The 15,399-nt window shown below is 69.6% G+C and carries 12 protein-coding genes; 6 read left to right on the forward strand and 6 right to left on the reverse strand.

Annotation, left to right across the window (positions count from 1 at the left end; genetic code table 11):
- Positions 1 to 213 precede the first annotated feature (213 nt).
- The 3 genes from IF78_RS0133640 to IF78_RS0133650 form a co-directional block, all read right to left on the reverse strand.
- Positions 214 to 1,122 carry a sugar ABC transporter permease gene (locus tag IF78_RS0133640; protein WP_031476618.1) on the reverse strand — a complete coding sequence of 303 codons (909 nt, stop codon included), beginning with the start codon at positions 1,120 to 1,122 and terminating at the stop codon, positions 214 to 216.
- 13 nt (positions 1,123 to 1,135) lie between these two features.
- Positions 1,136 to 2,140 carry a carbohydrate ABC transporter permease gene (locus IF78_RS0133645; protein ID WP_031476617.1) on the reverse strand — a complete coding sequence of 335 codons (1,005 nt, stop codon included), beginning with the start codon at positions 2,138 to 2,140 and terminating at the stop codon, positions 1,136 to 1,138.
- Between the two features lie 135 nt (positions 2,141 to 2,275).
- Positions 2,276 to 3,547 carry an extracellular solute-binding protein gene (locus IF78_RS0133650; protein WP_031476615.1) on the reverse strand — a complete coding sequence of 424 codons (1,272 nt, stop codon included), beginning with the start codon at positions 3,545 to 3,547 and terminating at the stop codon, positions 2,276 to 2,278.
- 381 nt (positions 3,548 to 3,928) lie between these two features.
- Here IF78_RS0133650 and IF78_RS0133655 point away from each other — a divergent pair, with 381 nt between their 5' ends.
- Positions 3,929 to 4,963 carry a LacI family DNA-binding transcriptional regulator gene (locus tag IF78_RS0133655; RefSeq protein WP_031476613.1) on the forward strand — a complete coding sequence of 345 codons (1,035 nt, stop codon included), beginning with the start codon at positions 3,929 to 3,931 and terminating at the stop codon, positions 4,961 to 4,963.
- A gap of 171 nt (positions 4,964 to 5,134) precedes the next feature.
- Complete coding sequence (locus IF78_RS0133660) at positions 5,135 to 6,124, forward strand: phosphatase PAP2 family protein (protein WP_031476612.1); 990 nt, start codon at positions 5,135 to 5,137, stop codon at positions 6,122 to 6,124.
- 107 nt (positions 6,125 to 6,231) lie between these two features.
- Here the strand turns inward: IF78_RS0133660 and IF78_RS0133665 are convergent, their stop codons facing one another.
- Positions 6,232 to 9,231: a bifunctional [glutamine synthetase] adenylyltransferase/[glutamine synthetase]-adenylyl-L-tyrosine phosphorylase gene (locus IF78_RS0133665; protein WP_031476610.1), complete on the reverse strand. Its 3,000-nt coding sequence runs from the start codon at positions 9,229 to 9,231 to the stop codon at positions 6,232 to 6,234.
- 692 nt (positions 9,232 to 9,923) lie between these two features.
- On the opposite strand from IF78_RS0133665, the gene IF78_RS0133670 reads away from it, so the two are divergent.
- Entirely contained in the window at positions 9,924 to 10,376 is a 453-nt protein-coding gene (locus IF78_RS0133670) for a VOC family protein (RefSeq protein ID WP_031476609.1), read from the forward strand.
- Positions 10,377 to 10,434: 58 nt separating this feature from the next.
- Here IF78_RS0133670 and IF78_RS0133675 read toward each other — a convergent pair whose 3' ends face one another.
- Positions 10,435 to 11,796 (reverse strand): glutamine synthetase family protein, encoded by a 1,362-nt coding sequence (locus tag IF78_RS0133675; protein WP_031476607.1) that lies wholly within the window; start codon positions 11,794 to 11,796, stop codon positions 10,435 to 10,437.
- A 330-nt stretch (positions 11,797 to 12,126) separates the two neighbouring features.
- On the opposite strand from IF78_RS0133675, the gene IF78_RS0133680 reads away from it, so the two are divergent.
- Positions 12,127 to 13,311, forward strand: a complete 1,185-nt coding sequence (locus IF78_RS0133680; protein WP_031476605.1) for a globin domain-containing protein — start codon at positions 12,127 to 12,129, stop codon at positions 13,309 to 13,311.
- Here IF78_RS0133680 and IF78_RS0133685 read toward each other — a convergent pair.
- Positions 13,308 to 13,781 (reverse strand): Rrf2 family transcriptional regulator, encoded by a 474-nt coding sequence (locus IF78_RS0133685; RefSeq protein ID WP_031498589.1) that lies wholly within the window; start codon positions 13,779 to 13,781, stop codon positions 13,308 to 13,310. The genes IF78_RS0133680 and IF78_RS0133685 overlap by 4 nt on opposite strands.
- Positions 13,782 to 14,002: 221 nt before the next feature.
- On the opposite strand from IF78_RS0133685, the gene IF78_RS0133690 reads away from it, so the two are divergent.
- Positions 14,003 to 14,659, forward strand: a complete 657-nt coding sequence (locus IF78_RS0133690) for a thioredoxin-like domain-containing protein (RefSeq protein WP_031476601.1) — start codon at positions 14,003 to 14,005, stop codon at positions 14,657 to 14,659.
- A 17-nt stretch (positions 14,660 to 14,676) separates the two neighbouring features.
- On the forward strand, positions 14,677 to 15,279 hold the full coding sequence (locus IF78_RS0133695) for a DUF305 domain-containing protein (protein ID WP_031476599.1): 603 nt from the start codon (positions 14,677 to 14,679) through the stop codon (positions 15,277 to 15,279).
- Positions 15,280 to 15,399: the final 120 nt, after the last annotated feature.

The raw sequence follows: 15,399 nt of genomic DNA on the forward strand, positions 1-15,399 counted from the left end.
GGTACGTAACGGATTCATGGGGTCAGGTGTGCGTACAACGGTGATGACGAGACGGCCGCGGTGACAGCGGGGTCGGATGGACACCGCGACCGCCTCGGGTTCTCGGGGGGGGCAGCGCCCCGTCTTCAGGGGCGCGGGGCTGTATCAATCTGCGGCTACCGCCGCGTGGGCGCGATCAACCACGACGGCGCCGCACACGATCGACGGCCGAGGTCACCCCTTCGTGCCGCCCGCGGTAAGCCCGGTCACCAGGTTCCTCTGCACGAAGTAGAAGAACGCGGAGACCGGTATGGCGACGAGCACCGCCGTCGCGGCCATCAGGTTGCGCTGCGCGTCGTGCTCGCTCACGAACGTCTGCAACCCGACCGCGAACGTGTACTTCGTGTCGGACAGCATGAACGTCGACGCGAACGCGACCTCACCGAAGGCCGTGAGGAAGCTGTAGAACGCGGCGACCGCCAGGCCGGGCTTGGCGAGCGGGAGGATCAGTCGCGCGAACGTGCCGAAGGGGGTCAGCCCGTCGACGCGTCCCGCCTCGTCGATCTCGAACGGGATGGTGTCGAAGTAGCCCTTCATCAGCCAGGCACAGTACGGCACGGTCGTCGTGCAGTAGACGAGGATGAGGCCGAGGTAGCTGTCGACGAGCTGCAGCTCGGACAGGATCTGGTACATCGGCACCATGAGTACGGCCACCGGGAACATCTGGGTGACGAGCAGCACCCACATGAACTTCTTGTAGCCCGGAAAGCGCATCCGCGAGACCGCGTAGCCGGTCGTGGCGGAGATGACGACGCCGATGAGCGTGGTGCCCAGCGTGACGATGAGCGTGCTCGTCAGCCAGTCGAAGAACTTCGTCTCCTGTAGGACGAACGTGTAGTTGTCCAGCGTCATCTTCCCCCAGATGCCGCCTGGGTGGAGGTAGTCGTCCTTGTCCGGGCCGAGGGACAGGAAGACCAGCCAGGCCACGGGGAAGAGCGCGATCAGGCTCGCCACGATGAGGATGCCGTGGGAGACGAAGGACGTACCGCGGCTGTTCTCGCCGCGGCGGCGCGCCTTGCGGGGGGTGGCTGTGGTCACGGAGTCCTGCTTGTTCACCGGGGTCTCAACAGTGGTCGTACTCATGGGGACTCCTGCCTCAGATCGCGAGCTGCTGGTCATTGCGGTTCAGCCAGCGGCGGTAGAAGGAGGTGAAGACGATGAGGATGGCCAGCAGCAGCATGCCGTAGGCGGCCGACTGCGCGAAGTCACGCGGCTGCTGTCCGAAGCCGAGGTAGTAGGCCCAGGTGACGAGGATCTGGGCGTCGGGGGCGGTGTCGCCGAACAGCAGGAAGATGATGGCGAACTGGTTGAAGGTCCAGATGACGCCGAGCAGGACGACGGTGGAGCTGACGGACCGCAGGCCCGGCAGGGTGACGTACCGGAACTGCTGCCACCTGCTCGCGCCGTCCATCTCGGCGGCCTCGTACAGCGAGGAGTCGATGGACTGCAGCCCGCCGAGCAGCGAGAGCATCATGAACGGCACACCGCACCAGGTGTTCACCATGATCGCGGCGAAGCGCTGCCAGAAGGTGTCCTCCAGCCACAGCGGCGTGGGCAGGTGCAGCGTCTCCAGGAACGAGTTGATGATGCCGCCGTCGGCGAGCATGAACCGCCAGCCGAAGACGGTGACGAAGGTCGGCACGGCCCACGGCAGGATCAGGATCAGCCGGTACAGGGTGCGGCCGCGCAGCTTCTGGTTGAGCAGCAGGGCGAGGCCGAGGCCGATGGTGTAGTGGAGGGTGACGCAGGCCGCGGTCCAAAAGATCGTCCAGATGAAGTGCGACCAGAAGCGGTCGTACGCCGTCTCGCCCCACAGGATGTCGGCGTAGTTGTCGAAGCCGATGAACTTGTAGGTGGCCTCGATCTCGTTGACGCCGATGGTGCGGGCGCTGTTGAGGCTGTTGGCGTCGGTGAGAGTGAGGTAGAAGCCGTACGCCAGCGGATACAGCACCAGGACGCCGAGGACGATCACCACCGGAGCGATCATCGCGTAGGCGTACCAGTGCTTCTGGTAGCCGTGCTTCAGGCGCTGGCCCAGCCCGGGCCGCGGCGCGCGGTCACCGCGGCGCTTGCCGGTCGCGCGGTCGATGGCGACTGTCATGGTTCGACAACCTTCGTGGAGATCGACAGATCAGGGGTGTACGGCTGTGGTGTACGGCTGTGGTGTACGGCGCACAGGCCGGTGACCGCCGGATCCTTCCCCCCATGATCAGGAGGATCCGGCGGCCACTCGGGGTCACTTGCTGAAGTCCGGGACCAGCTTGGCGATGGAGGTCTCGGCGGTGCTCAGGCCCTTGTCCAGGGACACCTTGCCTCCGGCGATCTTCAGCAGCTCGGCGTCCACCGGGCCCCACAGGGAGCTGTACTCGGGCAGGGCCGGGCGCGGCTGGGCGGCGGCGAGGACGCCCTGGTAGCCGGCGATGCCCGGGTCGGCCTTGACCTCGGTGGTGTAGGCGTCGTCGCGGGTGGGCAGCGTGTTGTTCTTCAGGGCGATGGTCTCCTGGGCCTTCGCCGAGGTCATGAACTTCACGAACTTCAGCGAGGCCTCCTGGTGGGCCTTGTCCGAGCCCGCGTACACGGAGAGGTTGTGGCCGCCGGTCGGGGCGCCCGCCTTGCCGGAGGAGCCGGCCGGGACGGTGGCGATGCCGAGGTTGGCCTTGTCCTTGAACGCGGAGCCCTTGTAGAAGTTGGTGATCTCCCACGGGCCCTGCATGATCGAGGCGACCTTGCCGCTGACGAACGCCTCCTGGATGTGGGCGTAGGCGTCGGCGGTGGTGTCGGCCTTGTGCAGGCCCTTGCCGTCGAAGAGGCTCAGCCAGGTCTCGTAGCCCTTTTTGGCCTCGGGCGACGCGACGGTGATCTTCTTGGCGTCGGCGTCGACGGTGTCGGTGCCCTCGCCGTAGAGGAACGTCTGGGCGTAGTAGGCCTGGGTGGAGCCCCAGTAGCCGTCGACGCCGGTCTTCTCCTTGATGGTGGCGGCGGCCTTCTTCAGGTCGTCCCAGGTCTTGGGGGCCTCGACGCCGGCCTTCTTGAACAGGTCCTTGTTGTAGACGAAGGCGAGGGTGTCCGTGGTGAACGGAACGCCGTAGACCTTGCCCTCGTACTTGGCCTGCTCGATCAGGCTGGGCTGGAACTTGTCCTGCTCGGCGAGTGCCTCGGTGCCGTCGAGCGGCAGGAAGAAGCTCTTCTTGGCGAAGGCGGGGGTCCAGCCGACCTCGGAGCGCAGGATGTCCGGGGCGCCCTTGGAGCCGGCGGCCGTGTCGAACTTGTTCTGCGCCTGGTCGAACGGGACGTTGACGTACTTGACCTTGATGTCCTTGTTGGCGGCCTCGAACTCCTTGACCAGGGCCTGGTACGTCGGCGCCTCGTTGGTGGCGTTGGAGGTGTCCCACCAGGTGATGGTGACCGGCCCGCTCGAGTCGCTGCCACTGTCGTCCCCGCCGCCGCACGCCGTCGCCGCGAGAGCGAGGGACGCCACCAGCGCGGTGGCCGCTATGCCACGCCGCATGAGTTCTCCTTGAGGGTGAAAGCCCGTGTGATGCAGGGGCGGCCCCGTCTGCCTGCCCTTGCTGTCTTGCCGACTGCGCCGTTGCGGCCGCCGGGCGACGTGAACGTAACAGCGTTGAAAGATCGACGAAAGACCTTGCAGAAAAAAAGTGCAAGAGATCTCCGAAGTTATCCGTGCGTGACCAGTCGGCGACCGTCATGAGACGCTTCTTTCCAGGGGTGGAGCGCCATGCGGACCACTTGTGCAAGACTCTGCAAGCTCTTGCTACCACTTTCACGAGGGAGCGCGATGAAGCAGCAACCCGGACCAGGCCGGCCAACAGGTCGCCGGCGGCGTCCGATTGGTGTGCAAGGCGACTTTCGGCCGGTACAGTCCAGTGCCGTGACCACACGGCTTGCCGACATCGCTGCTCAGGCGGGGGTGAGCGAAGCGACCGTCAGCCGCGTCCTCAACGGGAAGCCGGGCGTCGCCGCCACCACTCGCCAGTCCGTGCTGGCCGCATTGGACGTGCTCGGCTACGAGCGCCCGGTGCGACTGCGCCAGCGCAGCGAAGGCCTGGTGGGCCTGATCACCCCGGAGCTGGAGAACCCGATATTCCCGGCCCTCGCCCAGGTCATCGGCCAGGCACTGACCAGGCAGGGCTACACCCCCGTGCTGGCCACCCAGACGCCCGGCGGCTCGACCGAGGACGAGCTGACCGAGATGCTCGTCGACCGCGGTGTCGCCGGCATCATCTACGTCTCCGGCCTGCACGCCGACACCACGGCCGACATGCAGCGCTATGAGCGCCTGCGCGCCCAGGGCGTCCCCTTCGTCCTGGTGGACGGCTTCTCCCCCAAGGTCCAGGCGCCCTTCATCTCCCCCGACGACCGCGCGGCGATGACACTCGCGGTGACGCACCTGGCCTCCCTGGGCCACACCCGTATCGGCCTGGCCCTGGGCCCCAAGCGCTTCGTCCCGGTCCAGCGCAAGATCGAGGGCTTCCTCCGCGCGATGCAGGACCAGCTGGGCCTGCCGACGGACGTCATAGAGACCGAGCTGATCCAGCACTCCCTGTACACCCTGGAGGGCGGCCAGGCGGCGACCACGGCCCTGATCGACCGGGACTGCACCGCGGTCGTCTGCGCGAGCGACATGATGGCGCTGGGCGCGATAAGGGCGGCTCGGCAACGCGGCCTGGCGGTCCCGAAGGACATCTCGGTGGTCGGCTTCGACGACTCCCCGCTGATCGCCTTCACCGACCCGCCGCTCACCACGGTCCGCAAGCCGGTCCCGGCGATGGGGCAGGCGGCGGTGCGCACGCTGCTGGAGGAGATCGGCGGGACGCCGGCGCCCCACAGCGAGTTCGTGTTCATGCCGGAGCTGGTGGTGCGCGGTTCGACGGCTTCGGGACCCGGAAACAGGAACCACGCCTGACCCGCCCCGCCACCTCCCCGACCAGTCCCCTCGTCCTCAGGGCGGAGAATCCCCCGATCCCGCCCTGCGTCGGTAGGAGAGCGGGGCTGTACGCCCGTCGTAGAACATGCGTGCTTGACCCACCCGAGGGATGATCGGTCGGGGAAGGCTTATCTGGCAGACTCTGTGCCCATGGGTGACTCGACCGTGACGACACTGGAAGGCCGTGAAGCGGCCGTTCCGCACCCGGTCGCGGACGAATCGGGACAAGGCCCCCTGCGCCGTCTGCGCACCCCGCGCCGACCCCGCCTCTGGTTCGAAATCCTGCTGATCGCGGTGAGTTACTGGACGTACTCACTGATCCGCAACGCGGTTCCGGAGCAGAAGGCCGAGGCGCTGCGCAACGCCGACTGGCTCTGGAAGCTGGAGCAAAACCTCGGCATCGCCGTCGAGGAGTCGATCAATCACGCCGTGAACTCGGTGACTTGGCTCATCGTCGGCATGAACTACTACTACGCGACCCTGCACTTCATCGTCACGCTCGGCGTCCTGGTCTGGCTCTACCGCAGCCACCCCGGCCGCTACGCGGCGACCCGCCTGGTCCTCTTCGCGACAACCGGTGTGGCCCTGATCGGTTACTACCTGTACCCGCTCGCTCCCCCGCGGTTGATGACCAACGGCGGCTTCATCGACACGGTCCTGGTCCACGACACCTGGGGCTCGATGGCCTCCGGCGACCTGAAGAACATGTCGAACCAGTACGCCGCGATGCCGTCCATGCACATCGGCTGGTCCGTGTGGAGCGGCGTGACGATCTTCGCGCTGGCGAGGATCCCCTGGGTACGGGTCCTCGGACTGCTCTACCCGACGGCCACACTGATCGTGATCGTCGCCACGGCCAACCACTTCTGGCTCGACGCGGTGGGCGGCCTCATGTGCCTGGCGTTCGGATACACGGTGGCACGCCTCTGGTACGGAAAGCTGCCGCACGCGCTGCCCAGGCGGGTGGTGCCCGCGCCACCACACACGCACCCGCAGTCGCCCACGGCGGGCAGGGGACGTGCCGGGGGGTGTCCGCCCGCAGCGGCGGGCGTCAACGCCGAGCACACTTCTGACGAACCGAGCCGCCCGACCGAGGCCGGACACCCCCCGGCGCGGCCCCGACCCACGACACCCGCGTAGGCGCTACGCGCACCCCACGAAACCCGCACTGGCGCCGCAGGCATCAACGCGCACCCCCACCACCCCGCACAGGCCGCAACGGCACTCCGGCTCCACCGCCGGAGGCATCACGCCCCGTAGAAGAGCTCGTCCACCACACCCCGGGCCCGCCGCGTCGTACGCCGGTACGCGTCGAGCATGTCCCCCGCGTGACCGGGCCCGTACCCCAGGTAGCGCCCCACCGCCGCCAGCTCACGGCTGTCCGACGGGAAGGTGTCGCCGGCCCGCCCGCGTACCAGCATCACCGCGTTGCGCACCCGCGTGGCCAGCACCCACGCCTCGTCCAGGATCGCCGCCTCCTCGGCCGGAATCAGCCCGGCCGCGCACGCGGCGGCAAGCGCCTCCCGGGTCCGCGTCGTACGCAGCCCCGGTTCGGCCCACCCATGCTGAAGCTGCAGCAGCTGCACCGTCCACTCGACGTCGGAGAGCCCGCCGGGCCCGAGCTTGGTGTGCAGCTTGGGGTCGACGCCGCGAGGGAGCCGCTCGGACTCCATACGGGCCTTCAGGCGCCGGATCTCCCGTACGGCGTCCTCGCCGAGCCCCTCGGCGGGATACCGCAGCGGATCGACGAGATCGATGAAACGCCGCCCCAGATCCTCGTCGCCGGCCACCACCTCGGCCCGCAGCAGCGCCTGCGACTCCCAGACCAGGGACCACCGGCGGTAGTACGCCTCGTAGGACTTCAGCGTGCGCACCAGCGGCCCCGACTTGCCCTCGGGGCGCAGATCGGCGTCGATCAACAACGGCGGATCCGCGCTCGGGATCTGGAGCAGCCGCCGCATCTCCTCGACCACCCGGTTCGCGGCCGCCGAGGCCTCCTGATCGTCGACACCGTCGCGCGGCTCGTGCACGAACACGACGTCCGCGTCACTGCCGTAGCCCAGCTCGTGCCCCCCGAACCGCCCCATGCCGATGATCGCGAACCGGGTGGGCAGCGTGTCGCCCCACCCCTCCCGCACCACCGCACGCAGGGTGCCCGCGAGTGTCGCCGCCGTCAGATCCGACACCGCGGCCCCGACCCGGTCCACCAGCGCACCCTGATCCGCCTCGGCCGGATTCGCCTCGGTGCCGTAGGAGTCGACGATGTCGGCGGCGGCCGTACGGAACAGTTCCCGGCGCCGCACACCACGCGCCGCCGTCACCGCCTGCACGGCGTCGTCCGCGCGCCCCACCGCCGCGAGGATCTCCTGCTCCAGGTGCCCACGCGAGCGCGGCTCCAGCCCGGTCCCCCCGTCGCCGTCGCCGAGCAGTGCCACCGCCTCCGGCGCCCGCATCAGCAAGTCAGGAGCGAGGCGCCCCGCCGACAGCACACGGGCGAGGTTCTCGGCGGCGGCGCCCTCGTCCCGCAACAGCCGTAGATACCAAGGGGTCTTGCCGAGCGCGTCCGACACCTTGCGGAAGTTCAGCAGCCCCGCGTCGGGATCCGCCGAGTCCGCGAACCAGCCCAACAGCACCGGCAACAACGTCCGTTGGATCGCCGCCTTGCGGGTGACCCCGGAGGCCAGCGCCTCCAGATGCCTGAGCGCGGAGGCCGGATCGGCGTACCCGAGCGCGACCAGCCGCTCCCGCGCCGCCCCGGCGCTCAACCGTGCCTCGCCGGGGGCGAGTTGGGCGACCGCGTCGAGCAGCGGCCGGTAGAAGAGCTTCTCGTGCAGGCGCCGTACGACACTCGCGTGCCGTCTCCACTCGCGGTTCAGCTCGGCGACCGGGTCGACGCGCAGGCCGAGGGAGCGGCCGATGCGCCGCAGGTCGGCCTCGTCCTCGGGCACCAGGTGGGTGCGCCGCAGCCGGTAGAGCTGGATGCGGTGCTCCATGGAGCGCAGGAAGCGGTAGGCGTCGTCGAGCTGGGCGGCGTCGGCGCGGCCGACGTAGCCGCCGGCGGCGAGGGCCTGCAGTGCGTGCAGGGTGGTGCCGCTGCGCAGGGACGCGTCGTGCCGCCCGTGCACCAGCTGCAGCAGCTGTACGGCGAACTCGACGTCCCGGAGCCCGCCGGGGCCGAGCTTGAGCTGGCGGTCCACCTCGGCCACGGGGATGTTCTCGACGACCCGCCGGCGCATCTTCTGCACGTCGGCGACGAAGTTCTCCCGCTCGGCGGCCTGCCAGACCAGCGGCTCCACCGCGGCGACGTACTCCTCGCCCAGCTCGATGTCGCCCGCCACCGGGCGCGCCTTGAGCAGTGCCTGGAACTCCCAGGTCTTGGCCCAGCGCTGGTAGTAGGCGAGGTGGCTGCTGAGGGTCCGCACCAGGGGACCGTTACGGCCCTCGGGCCGCAGGTTGGCGTCCACGGGCCAGATGGACCCCTCGACGGTCGTCTCCGAGCAGATCCGCATCATGTGCGAGGCGAGCTTGGTGGCGGACCGCAGCGCCTTGCCCTCGTCGGCGCCGTCCATGGCCTCGCCGACGAAGATGACGTCGACGTCGGAGACGTAGTTCAGCTCGTGGCCCCCGCACTTGCCCATCGCGATCACCGCGAGCCGGCACAGCGCGGCGTCCTCCGGCGCGGCGGCGCGGGCGATGGCGAGGGCGGCGCGCAGGGTCGCGGTGGCGAGGTCGGCGAGCTCGGCGGCGGTCTGGGCCACGTCGGTGGTGCCGCACACGTCACGGGCGGCGATGGAGAGCAGACAGCGCCGGTAGGCGACGCGCAGGGAGACGGGGTCGGTGGCCTCGGCGAGGCCGCGCTCGAACTCCTCCACCTCCGGGTGCAGGTCCTGTGGCTCGTACATGACCAGCGCCTGCCAGTCGCCGGCGTGCTTGGCGAGGTGGTCGGCGAGGGCGGAGGAGGCGCCGAGCACGCCGAGCAGCCGGTCGCGCAGGGGCTTGGCCGCTATGACCGTGTCCAGCAGTTGCCGTTGGGCGGCGGGGTCGGGCTGCGCTTCGAGGAGCCGGACGAGTCCGTGCAGGGCGAGGTCCGGGTCGGCTGTGGCGCCGAGGGCCTCCAGCAGCACCGGATCGTTCCTGATCGGCGCGAGTTCCGCGCTCTCCAGGAGCCGCTCGGCGGCCGACGGGTCGGTGAATCCGTGCCGCAGCAGCCGTGTGAAGGTACTGCTCCTGCGCCCCGGCGCCGTCATGGTCGGCCTCCCGTTCCGATCAGGGTCGTTCGCGCCCGATCAAGGTCGTACGCGGTCGAGCGTAGCCGCTGCGCTGGGCTTGGGCGGGGTGCCTGCGGCGGCCTGCGCGGGTTTGGTGGGGGTGCGCGTGCGGATGCCTGCGGCGCCTGTGCGGGTGTGGTGGGGGTGCGCGTAGCGCCTGCGGTCGTGTTGTGGGTCGGGGCCGGGCCGGGGGGTGTCCGTCCTCGGACCGGCGGCTGGACTTAGGCCAGGAGGTGCCGTTTCTTGACGCCGGCCACTGCGGGCGGACACCCCCCGGCCCGTCCCCTTCCCGCCGTGGGCGGCTGCGGCCCGTGGGGGTACACGCCCACCTAGCTGCGGGCAGTCGTGCCGCTGGGGCGGCACGGGTGGGCGCAGCGGCACCCCGCCAGCGCCGGGCCGCGCGTCCCACCCCCGCCCAGCCACAACGCTGGGCACCTCTCGACGCCGATCCGCACTCCCACCCAGCCCGTCCGGCGTTTGAGGACAAGGCCCCTCAAGGGCCGAAGCGGGGGACTGGGGGCGGCAGCCCCCAGTAGGGCCCGCAGCAGCCCCGGATGCCTTGGAATCTGCGGAACTTGGGCGATCGCGGTGGCGCAGAGCATCGTTTTCGGCTTCGGTTAGGGGGAGCCGTTCAGCCAGACCCGCTGGCGATTCACCATGGAGGACTAGCGATGGACTTCACCCTCGAAGTGATCCCGCTGCCCGTGAGCGACATCGACCGGGCCCGCGACTTCTACCGGGACAAGGTCGGCTTCCACGTCGACATCGACCAGGAGGTCATGCCGGGCATGCGCATCGTCCAGCTGACGCCTCCGGGCTCCGGCTGTTCGATCGCCCTCGGCGACAGCATTTGGGACATGACCAAGGGCGAGACCGTGCCCGAGCCCGGCTCGTACCAGGGCCTGCAGCTCTGCGTGGCGGACATCAAGGCGGCCCGGGCGGAACTCGTGGAGCGGGGCCTGGAGGTGTCGGAGCCGGTCCAGTACGCCCCGGACGACGGCGCGACGTTCATGTACTTCAAGGACCCCGACGGCAACGGCTGGTCGATCCAGGAGTACCGCCGCAGGGTGACGGAGCCGCTGCACCAGCTGCTGGCGGAGCAGGCGGCCGAGCGCGGGCAGTGACACCACGGGGGCGCGGGACGGAATCCCGCGCCCCCGGCCTGAGCTTTTGCGCTTGCGCCTACAGCACCGGCAGGTTCTTCCGCAGCTCGAACGCCGTCACCTCGGAGCGGTACTCGTGCCACTCCGCCCGCTTGTTGCGCAGGAAGAAATCGAAGACGTGCTCGCCGAGCGTCTCGGCGATCAGGTCGCTGCGCTCCATGAGAGTGAGCGCCTCGCCCAGGTTCTGCGGCAGCGGCTCGATGCCCATCGCGCGGCGCTCGGCGTCGGAGAGGGCCCAGACGTCGTCCTCGGCGCCGGGTGGGAGCTCGTAGCCCTCCTCGATGCCCTTGAGGCCGGCGGCCAGCAGGACCGCGTAGGCCAGGTACGGGTTGGCGCCGGAGTCCAGTGAGCGGACCTCGACCCGGGCCGAGCCCGTCTTGCCGGGCTTGTACATCGGGACGCGGACCAGGGCCGAGCGGTTGTTGTGGCCCCAGCAGATGTACGAGGGGGCCTCGCCGCCGGCGCCGGCGGTGCGCTCGGAGCCGCCCCAGATGCGCTTGTAGGAGTTCACCCACTGGTTGGTGACCGCGGCGATCTCCGCGGCGTGCTTCAGCAGGCCCGCGATGAAGGAGCGGCCGACCTTGGAGAGCTGGTACTCGGCGCCCGACTCGTAGAAGGCGTTCCTGTCGCCCTCGAACAACGACAGGTGCGTGTGCATGCCGCTGCCCGGGTGCTCCGAGAAGGGCTTCGGCATGAACGTTGCCTGGACGCCCTGCTCCAGCGCCACCTGCTTCATGACCAGGCGGAACGTCATGATGTTGTCCGCCGTCGAGAGGGCGTCGGCGTAGCGCAGGTCGATCTCCTGCTGGCCCGGCGCGCCCTCGTGGTGGGAGAACTCGACCGAGATGCCCATCGACTCCAGCATGGTGATCGCCTGGCGGCGGAAGTCCATGCCGATGTTCTGCGGGGTGTGGTCGAAGTAGCCCGAGTTGTCGGCGGGGGTCGGCACGGAGCCGTCGACGGGCTTGTCCTTCAGCAGGAAGAACTCGATCTCGGGGTGGGTGTAGAAGGTGAAGCCCAGGTCGGAGGCGCGGGCCAGGGCGCGCTTGAGGACATAGCGCGGGTCCGCGAAGGACGGGGAGCCGTCCGGCATGAGGATGTCGCAGAACATCCGGGCCGTGCCGGGGGCCTCGGCGCGCCACGGCAGGATCTGGAACGTCGACGGGTCCGGCTTGGCGATCATGTCGGACTCGTATACGCGGGCGAAGCCCTCGATCGCCGAGCCGTCGAAGCCGATGCCCTCGTCGAAGGCCTGCTCGAGCTCGGCCGGGGCCACGGCCACGGACTTGAGGAAGCCCAGCACGTCCGTGAACCACAGCCGTACGAACCGGATGTCGCGCTCCTCCAACGTCCGGAGCACGAACTCCTGCTGCTTGTCCATCTTCCGCTTCCCCATCCTTGCTGGTCAGGCCGCCTGTCTCCGGTACCGCGGGAGGCGGTCGGGCACCTGAGCATCACACCACAACACCATTTCAGGCGCGTTGCGCACCTTGATCGCCGAAGCGATCCCGGACTGAACGCCCGGCGTACGGCAGGTGTCCTGCCGTGGCACGCGGTGAACTGCTCTGCCGCCCATCTTGCCTGCTCGGACCGACATCCGTAATGCCCGGCCCCGCAAGACCCACCCCACTTTAATTTGCATCTCAGATGCAAGTTTTAATGACCGTGGGCGGCCGCCCTCGCGCCGCCCGGTCGAGCCCGAGGAGAACCGATGCTGTCCGAGCAGTCCGCCGCCACCGTCCGCGCCACCCTTCCCGCGGTCGGCGCGTCCCTCGCCGAGATCACCGAACGCTTCTACGCCGGGCTGTTCACCGCCCGTCCCGAGCTGCTGCGCGACCTGTTCAACCGCGGCAACCAGGCGGCGGGCACGCAGCGGCAGGCCCTGGCGGGTTCCATCGCCGCGTTCGCGACGCACCTCGTGGACCACCCCGACGAGCGGCCCGACGCGATGCTGGGCCGCATCGCCCACAAGCACGCCTCCCTGGGCGTCACGGCGGAGCAGTACGCGCTCGTCCACGAGCACCTCTTCGCCGCCATCGCCGACGTCCTCGGCGAGGCCGTCACGCCCGAGGTCGCGGCCGCCTGGGACGAGGTCTACTGGCTGATGGCGAACGCCCTGATCGCGATCGAGAAGCGGCTGTACGACGAGCGCGGAGGCAGCGAGTGGCGGGAGTGGGAGGTCGTGGGACGCGTCGAGGAGACCGCCGACGTCGCCACGTTCCGGCTGCGCCCGGCCGACGGCCGCCCGGCGCCCGGCTTCCGGGCCGGGCAGTACGTCTCCGTACAGGTCGAGCTCCCGGACGGGGCCCGGCAGATACGCCAGTACAGTCTGTCCGCCGCACCCGGATCGCCGGTACGCCAGATCAGCGTGAAGCGGGTGCCCGGCGGCACCGCGCCCGACGGCGAGGTCTCGAACCACCTCCACGCGCGCGTGCGGGCCGGCGATCGCCTTCGCATGTCGGCGGCGTACGGCGATCTCGTCCTCGCCGGCACCGAGGCCCCGCTCCTCCTCGCGTCCGCCGGGATCGGCGTCACCCCCATGGTCGCGATGCTGGGCGAGCTCGCGGACGCCGGGCACGAGGGCCGGGTGATCGTCGTGCACGGCGACCGCTCCCCCGCCACGCACGCCCTGCGCGCCGACCACGAGGCGTACGCCGAGAAGCTCCAGGGAGCCTCGGCCCACTTCTGGTACGAGACGGACGCCGACGCCCCCCACCGCACCGGCCTGGTCGACCTGACCGACGTCGCCGTACCGAAGGGCACGCGTGCGTACCTGTGCGGTCCGCTGCCCTTCATGCGTACGGTGCGGGCTCAGTTGATCGGGAAGGGCGTGGCGCCGGCCGACATCCACTACGAGGTCTTCGGACCCGACCTGTGGCTGGCCCAGGAGGGCTAGGCCCTGTCGTCAAATTCCCGCCTGCCCGGCGGCGTCCAGGGCGCGCGGCCGATCTGCAGCAGCAGCGGCCCGGTCGGGTCCGCGGTCACATCGGCCACCGTCAGCGGGTCCAGCGAGGCGAAGAAGGCCTCCTGGGCCCGCCGCAGCGCACCGCGCAGCCGGCACGCGGAGTTGAGCGGGCAGGGGTTGTCGCCCTCGCAGTCGACGACGTCGCCGTCCCCCTCGAAGGCGCGCACGACCGCGCCGACCGACGCGGTGCGGCCCCTGTCGCTGAGTGTGAGACCGCCGCCGCGGCCCCGGCGGGCGTCGACCAGGCCCATGTGCTGCAGCTCGGCGACGACCTTGGCGGCGTGCGTGTACGGCACCTCCATGTCCGCCGCGACCTCGCGGGTCGTCGGCGTCGCGTCGCCCATGACGGCCAGCCGCATCAGGAGGCGCAGTGCCAGGTCGGTGGAGCGCAACAGCCGCATGGACGGCAGGGTAGATAATGTGCATCCCGGGTTCAAAATATCGGGCGGTTCCCGATACCGGGGCGGTTCGAAATATCGGCGGCCCGGGCCCGGACCGGTCGGCCGATGCGCCCCCACCCGGCCTTTCCGGCCTTTCCGGCGACCGCTCTACTGGAGGTCGCACCTCCCCCATTACGATCAGCGAACCCGACTGTCCCACCCCTCCCAGAAGGGCACACCTCATGGGCTCCGCCAAGAACAAGAGCAGCGCCGCGCGCAGAGCGCGAATAGAGGAGATGCGGCGCGCCGAGCAGGCCCGTGACCGGCGCAACCGCATCCTCACCATCGCGGCCAGCGTCGTGGTCGTCGTCGGCCTCGTCGTCGGCGGTGTCGTCCTGATCCAGTCGCAGTCCGAGGAGAAGGCGCAGGCGGACAAGACCCCCGGGAAGTTCGTCACCGGCAAGGACGGCGTGAAGACCTGGAACAAGACCTTGTCCCAGACCCACGTCAAGACCGGCGTGACGTACCCGATGGAGCCCCCGGTCGGCGGCGACCACCACGCGGCCTGGATGAACTGCAACGGCGACGTCTACACCAAGGAACTCAAGAACGAGAACGCCGTGCACTCGCTGGAGCACGGGGCGGTCTGGGTGACGTACACCAGCAAGGCGCCCAAGGCCGATGTCGCCGCGCTGGCGGAGAAGGTCAAGAAGACGCCGTACTCGCTGATGAGCCCGGACGAGAAGCAGAAGGACCCGATCATGCTCAGCGCGTGGGGGCACCAGCGGACGGTGACGAGCGCGAGCGACCCGAACGTCGACAAGTTCTTCGAGAAGTACGTCCAGGGTGAGCAGACGCCCGAGAAGGGCGCGGCCTGCACGGGTGGTCTGTCGGAGTGAGGCAGCACGTCGGATGGATGGCGGGGACCGCGGCGGCAGTGCTCGTCGCGGCCGGCACCATCACCTACGCGGTCGCCGAGGACGGGGGCGCGGGCAGCACCCCGAGCGCCGGCTCGGCGGACGCCGGGTTCGCTCGGGACATGGCGGTGCACCATCAGCAGGCCGTGGAGATGTCGTTCCTCGTGCGCGACCGCACCGATGACGAGGACGTGCGGCGGCTCGCGTACGACATCGCGCAGACGCAGGCCAACCAGCGCGGCATGATGCTGGGCTGGCTGGACCTGTGGAAGCTGCCGAAGGTGTCCTCGGACGAGCCGATGACCTGGATGGGCATGGGCGGCATGGCCTCCGGCGAGGACGGCGCGCTGATGCCGGGCATGGCGACCAACACCGAGATGAAGAAGCTGGAGAGCCTCAGCGGCAAGCAGGCGGAGATCTTCTACCTGCAGTTGATGACGGACCATCACAAGGGCGGCATCCACATGGCCGAGGGCTGTCTCGACAAGTGCGCGGTCGAGGTGGAGAAGGACCTCGCGCAGGGCATGGTGAACGGGCAGGAGTCGGAGATCGCGCTGATGAAGGACATGCTGTCGGAGCGGGGCGCCGAGCCGCGTCCGTAGCCGTCTCCGTCTCCGCCTTCCTCTCCGCGCCGTCGAAATGGCGTTGCCATTAGGTTAGTTGGGACCTTCTTGGGACGGGCATTTCCCTGGCCTGAACGGTTCGGCGATTGAGTGGCCACC

The organism is Streptomyces bicolor (assembly GCF_000719285.1).
Taxonomy (GTDB): Bacteria; Actinomycetota; Actinomycetes; order Streptomycetales; family Streptomycetaceae; genus Streptomyces; species Streptomyces bicolor.

Bases quoted from the DNA above. Each gene is read 5' to 3' on its own strand.
- IF78_RS0133695 (WP_031476599.1), top strand. From the start codon at position 14,677: ATGGCGGGGACCGCGGCGGCAGTGCTCGTCGCGGCCGGCACCATCACC.
- IF78_RS0133660 (WP_031476612.1), top strand. From the start codon at position 5,135: ATGGGTGACTCGACCGTGACGACACTGGAAGGCCGTGAAGCGGCCGTT.
- IF78_RS0133645 (WP_031476617.1), bottom strand. From the start codon at position 2,140: ATGACAGTCGCCATCGACCGCGCGACCGGCAAGCGCCGCGGTGACCGC.
- IF78_RS0133675 (WP_031476607.1), bottom strand. From the start codon at position 11,796: ATGGACAAGCAGCAGGAGTTCGTGCTCCGGACGTTGGAGGAGCGCGAC.
- IF78_RS0133665 (WP_031476610.1), bottom strand. From the start codon at position 9,231: ATGACGGCGCCGGGGCGCAGGAGCAGTACCTTCACACGGCTGCTGCGG.
- IF78_RS0133685 (WP_031498589.1), bottom strand. From the start codon at position 13,781: ATGCGGCTGTTGCGCTCCACCGACCTGGCACTGCGCCTCCTGATGCGG.
- IF78_RS0133650 (WP_031476615.1), bottom strand. From the start codon at position 3,547: ATGCGGCGTGGCATAGCGGCCACCGCGCTGGTGGCGTCCCTCGCTCTC.
- IF78_RS0133680 (WP_031476605.1), top strand. From the start codon at position 12,127: ATGCTGTCCGAGCAGTCCGCCGCCACCGTCCGCGCCACCCTTCCCGCG.
- IF78_RS0133690 (WP_031476601.1), top strand. From the start codon at position 14,003: ATGGGCTCCGCCAAGAACAAGAGCAGCGCCGCGCGCAGAGCGCGAATA.
- IF78_RS0133670 (WP_031476609.1), top strand. From the start codon at position 9,924: ATGGACTTCACCCTCGAAGTGATCCCGCTGCCCGTGAGCGACATCGAC.
- IF78_RS0133640 (WP_031476618.1), bottom strand. From the start codon at position 1,122: ATGAGTACGACCACTGTTGAGACCCCGGTGAACAAGCAGGACTCCGTG.